General features: G+C 45.2%; 4 protein-coding genes. 3 read left to right on the top strand and 1 reads right to left on the bottom strand.

Annotation, left to right across the window (positions count from 1 at the left end; all coding sequences use genetic code 11):
* Positions 1-670 precede the first annotated feature (670 nt).
* From QUA78_RS31855 to QUA78_RS31845, 3 genes are all read left to right on the top strand, one after another.
* A complete protein-coding gene (locus QUA78_RS31855) occupies positions 671-1,522 on the top strand; it encodes an ABC transporter ATP-binding protein (protein ID WP_333306929.1) in 852 nt (283 codons plus the stop codon).
* Between the two features lie 375 nt (positions 1,523-1,897).
* A complete protein-coding gene (gene scpB, locus QUA78_RS31850; RefSeq protein WP_333191152.1) occupies positions 1,898-2,413 on the top strand; it encodes an SMC-Scp complex subunit ScpB in 516 nt (171 codons plus the stop codon).
* A gap of 42 nt (positions 2,414-2,455) precedes the next feature.
* A complete protein-coding gene (locus tag QUA78_RS31845) occupies positions 2,456-2,803 on the top strand; it encodes a DUF760 domain-containing protein (protein ID WP_172188992.1) in 348 nt (115 codons plus the stop codon).
* Between the two features lie 304 nt (positions 2,804-3,107).
* Here the strand turns inward: QUA78_RS31845 and QUA78_RS31840 are convergent, their stop codons facing one another.
* Positions 3,108-4,328, bottom strand: coding sequence for an HhoA/HhoB/HtrA family serine endopeptidase (locus tag QUA78_RS31840; protein WP_333306931.1), 1,221 nt, complete (start codon positions 4,326-4,328; stop codon positions 3,108-3,110).
* Positions 4,329-4,773: the final 445 nt, after the last annotated feature.

The following is a 4,773-nucleotide window of genomic DNA, read 5'->3' as shown; positions in this document are numbered from 1 at the left end:
TTTACTAGGCATTGACTTTTCATAAATATGGTTATATTGTATAATACAATATGCGTTTTAAATGCACAACAGCTTATAAGTAGGTAGGCGGGATTAAACCGAATAATGTAACAGTATGTAAATAGGCTTAAGTCAGCCAGTAGAGAGCATTTGGACACTTTACATCGTTTACATAGTTGCGTTTTAAAGCGCCGACTTACTTATATCTTGACGGCACTAAACCGACTATCACGATTAGCGAAGCAGCGCGCCAATTCGACAGCCGGATGATGGAATTGAAACCTAATTTAACTCAACCGCAATAAGTGGGTGGTGCAAGCTGTAAAAAAAAATCAATTTTATATCGGCTGATGACACTCAGATTAGTTACACTAAAAAAAGTCGTGCGCCAATAGCAGATAAGCCAAGTTTTTCTGGTATCAGTACCAATAAATATCACCAGAAATTTTAGTCGATCGAACCCGGGTTCTACCTCCAGTAATGATATCATGTCTGTTGAATTGGTCGTTGCAAATTTTTGTTGCCCGGTTGGGGCGGGTTTATAAATATTGTGGAGCTGAATTACAGATTGTTGGTTAAACCCCCCCAAGAAGTATTGTGCTTAATTTACCGGACATGATATGACTGAGAAGAAAGAGTTTTGTTTCTACTAAATTATAGCGAAATACCTATGTCTGTATCTGTTTCCCTGCAAAACGCCTGTAAGATTTACAACAAAATCCCCGTTGTCAATGACCTTTCGTTCACGATTGAAGCCGGAGAAATGTTCGGGCTTCTAGGCCCCAACGGTGCGGGAAAATCGACCACAATTCGGATGCTGACTACCCTGACTAAGCCCAGCAGCGGTCAAATCCAGGTAGCTGGATATGACGTGATGCGGCAAAGCTTGCAAGTAAAACAGTGTATAGGCGTCGTGCTCCAACAAATCAGCGTTGATACTGAGCTTTCAGTATGGGAAAATATGGAGTTTCACGGGCGGATGCACCACATCCCAAATCCGAAACGGCAACAGTTAATTCAACAGTGGTTGGAATATGTAGAATTAGCAGAAAGGCGAGACGACTTAGTAAAAACTTTGTCGGGAGGAATGAAGCGGAGGTTGCAAATTGCCCGAGCACTTTTGCACGAGCCGCAAATCTTATTTTTGGACGAACCGACTGTAGGGTTAGACCCGCAAACGCGGCGCCGATTGTGGGAAATAATTTTAGATTTGAACAAGCAGGGAATGACAATGCTGTTAACAACGCATTATATGGATGAAGTGGAGTATTTGTGCGATCGCATCGGCATTATGGACGGCGGCAAGTTAATTCAACTGGGAACGTTGGCTCAACTGCGGCAACAACACGGTCAAGGGTTAGTGATGAAACAAATAGGCGATCGCTGGGAATACAAGTTTTTCCCTACTCTGGAAGAAGCTAATTTATATCTAGATGCCAAAGATGATAAGACAGGGATGATGGTTCGTCCTTCTAATTTAGAGGATATTTTTGTAGAACTGACAGGCCGACAGTTAGATTGATTAATGGCTAGTTGCTACTAGCAGTCCTGCGATTTTAGATTTTAGATTTTAGATTTTAGATTTCCCAAGTGGCGATTAAAACAGCAATTTTTATAATCAAAAATCCCAGGAATAAAATTAAAAAGTGAAAACAGAAAGAGTTTTGTTGTTTTGATAAACAACCGACACTATCAATCTATTGTGTAATGAGAAGGTTTTTTTACTAATTCCCTTGATTCACAATCCCGAAGTCACGGATAGACGGATAGTTGGTTTTTTGCTGATTCCTTCTTCTTTCTTCACGCTTGACTTATTCCCTCAACATCCATCCGTTAAATTCCGTACACTGGTTGTTTCCGAACTTTAACGTCCCAATTCCTAATTACTAATTCCCAAATGACTCGCTTAGCCACAACAATAGAAGCCATACTTTACCTAAAAGGTCAGCCGGTTTCAATAGCAGAGATTACCGAGATTGCCAAGTGCGATCGAGCCGAGGCCGAAGACGCCATCATCGAACTCATGTCTGACTCATCCCGCCGCGAGAGTGCATTAGAAGTCGTCGAAACCCCCACGGGATACAGCCTGCAACTCAGAGAAGAGTTTGCCAGTTTAATGCAAACTTTAATACCTCCAGAATTAGGTGTTGGAGCTTTGCGGACGCTGGCGGCGATCGCCCTCAAAGGCGGCATCGCTCAGCCAGACTTAGTTAACTTGCGAGGTTCCGGAGCTTACCAACAAGTGCAGGAACTTGTAGAAATGGGTTTCGTGCGCAAACGGCGGCCGACTGAGGGGCGATCGTATTGGTTACAAGTTACCGATAAATTTCATCGGTACTTTCAAGTAGACCAACTGCCAAAACAATTGCAAATTGACTTTCAGGCAAATTTGTACCCAAGCAAAGACGAGTAGTTTAAAGTAGAATGTAACAAGCCAGAAATTAAGAATCGCCAAATGGTTTTTCACCCTGACTTTGACAGTTCCAATGCCCAACAAACCGCAGTCAATCCACTGCTCAAGTACCTCCAACACCAATCTCCGGAGGTTCTAGCCCGCATCGCCAAGTCCGCCAGCCCAGAAATCAGAGAAATTATCTCTCATAACGTTCAAGGACTTGTCGGCGTCTTGCCTTCAGAAAATTTTAACGTCGAAATTACCACTGACCGCGAAAACTTAGCAGGTTTGCTAGCTTCAGCGATGATGACAGGCTATTTTCTGAGACAAATGGAGCAGAGGATGCACCTAGAAGAAAATTTAGCAAGCACCAGCTCGATTCAACCAAACTCTCCCAAAGACAAGTAAAAAGATCGACGGGTTGGGGAAGCCAGAAAGATGAAAGTTGTTCAAAAAAATCAATAATCCTGGACGCACAGGGAATTAAAAAACCGGGTTTTTAACCGGATATCCCTCGCGCTACACCGAGGATTTTGGTTAAAAAACCCGGTTGCTGCGTCTAGGACTATAAAGCATCAGATTCATCTTCCATCCTCCACCCTTGCAAGTAATACCAATTTCAAAAAAGAATGCAACTGTAGATAAGCTCCAAATGCTTATGCAGTAAGTCATTCCCCATTCTTTAATCGAAAATCGAAAATCGAAAATGGTATTACCCACCGGCGAGGCTACCCGATAGGGGAAAAGCACCCGGACGTACTTTAATTTTCTGAACTTGACCCAAACGGTTAATTTCTACTTCTAGTTCTTTGCCCACAAGAGTGCTTTCCACCCGTTCTTGCACGTCCCCGGGAGTGTTCACCGCAATTCCGTCCACTTTTTGAATGACATCTCCGGCGCGCAAGTCGGCTTTTTGAGCGGGGGAATTTTCCACGACTCGCGTCACGGCTACGCCTCGATCGAGGGTAATTTTATTATTATCGAGCTGTTTGTTGAGTTCTGCCTTGGTGGCTGCAGTCAAGCTGACCATTTGAATGCCGAGATAGGGATGTTCGGCTTTACCTTTGGCGAATAACTGATCGGAAACTCGTTTGGCGGTTTCGATCGGAATTGCAAATCCCAAGCCCTGAGCGTCCGCGCGGATAGCGGTATTGATGCCAATTACTTCGCCTTGGTCGTTGAGCAGCGGGCCGCCAGAATTGCCGGGGTTGATGGCGGCGTCGGTTTGGATGAAGCGGACTCGCTTGTCGGGGATGCCGACTTGGGAACTCGATCGACCCGTAGCGCTGATAATGCCCACAGTCACGGTATTGTCGAGACCTAAAGGATTGCCGATCGCGATCGCCCACTGTCCCGGTACAATATTGTCCGATCGGCCCAAAGCCACCTGCGGCAGTTCCTTGGCATCAATCTTAACAACAGCCACATCCGTCAGCGGATCGACCCCCTGCACCTTACCTTCAAACTCGCGGCCGTCTTTGAGGGTCACCTTGACAGTATCCGTCCCGGAGACAACGTGAGCATTAGTAACGATGCGGCCGTCAGGAGTGAGAATAAACCCCGAACCCGTACCTCTTTTGACTCGTTCTTCCGGCTGCGGCAAATTCTCCCCAAAAAACCGACGAAACAAAGGATTTTTGAATGCTTCCGGCACTTGATTCGCCACCTTGCTGGAGGCGTCAATGCGCACTACAGCCGGGCCGACTTTTTCGGCTGCTTCAGCAATAAAATTGGGATTGCTGCGATCGACCGGCCGATTTTCCTGAACAGGAGGATACGCATAGGGGGGGATTTGCTGGCGCACTACTGGCAAAACCAATCCGGTTTCCAGATTGTTTGAGCCTTGCAGGTAGCGATTCCCCAACCATCCCATACCTCCCCCGATTGACAGCAAAGTCACATAAAGGGTCGTTTGCTTAAAAGATAAACTCATTTAATAACTCCCGTTAAATACTTCATCCCCGCAGACACGTTCCGAATCAAGCATTTTTGTCTTGACGACGGGAAGGAAGCGGGGCGGGGCGTACCGCTTCCTCAAGAACATAGCTGTTAACAGGGAGGCGCTGATGGGCATCACAGGCAATTTTGCCGGATTTGCCAAGAGCGACTCAAACTAATAATTCTCATCCTAACTTGGCTTAGCCTGGGATTTACAGTCTGGGGGGTGGCTAGAGCTTTCAAATATGCAGTTTCACTCGACTCAAAAATTGTCAATTGTCCGAAATGAATACTTTTTTTTCTACATTATGAGGTTTAAACGCTTATTTCTGCTGATTTCTGCACTACTTTGGTCGATCGCACCTCATTGGTAACAAGTTAGAAGGGAGTAGATTTTGTCAATACCTCTTGGGATAGAAATATTATGGAATAATAATGAT

It is taken from the genome of Microcoleus sp. K4-B3 (genome assembly GCF_036704615.1).
GTDB lineage: Bacteria > Cyanobacteriota > Cyanobacteriia > Cyanobacteriales > Microcoleaceae > Microcoleus.
This window is presented reverse-complemented; position numbering and strand designations above follow the sequence as displayed.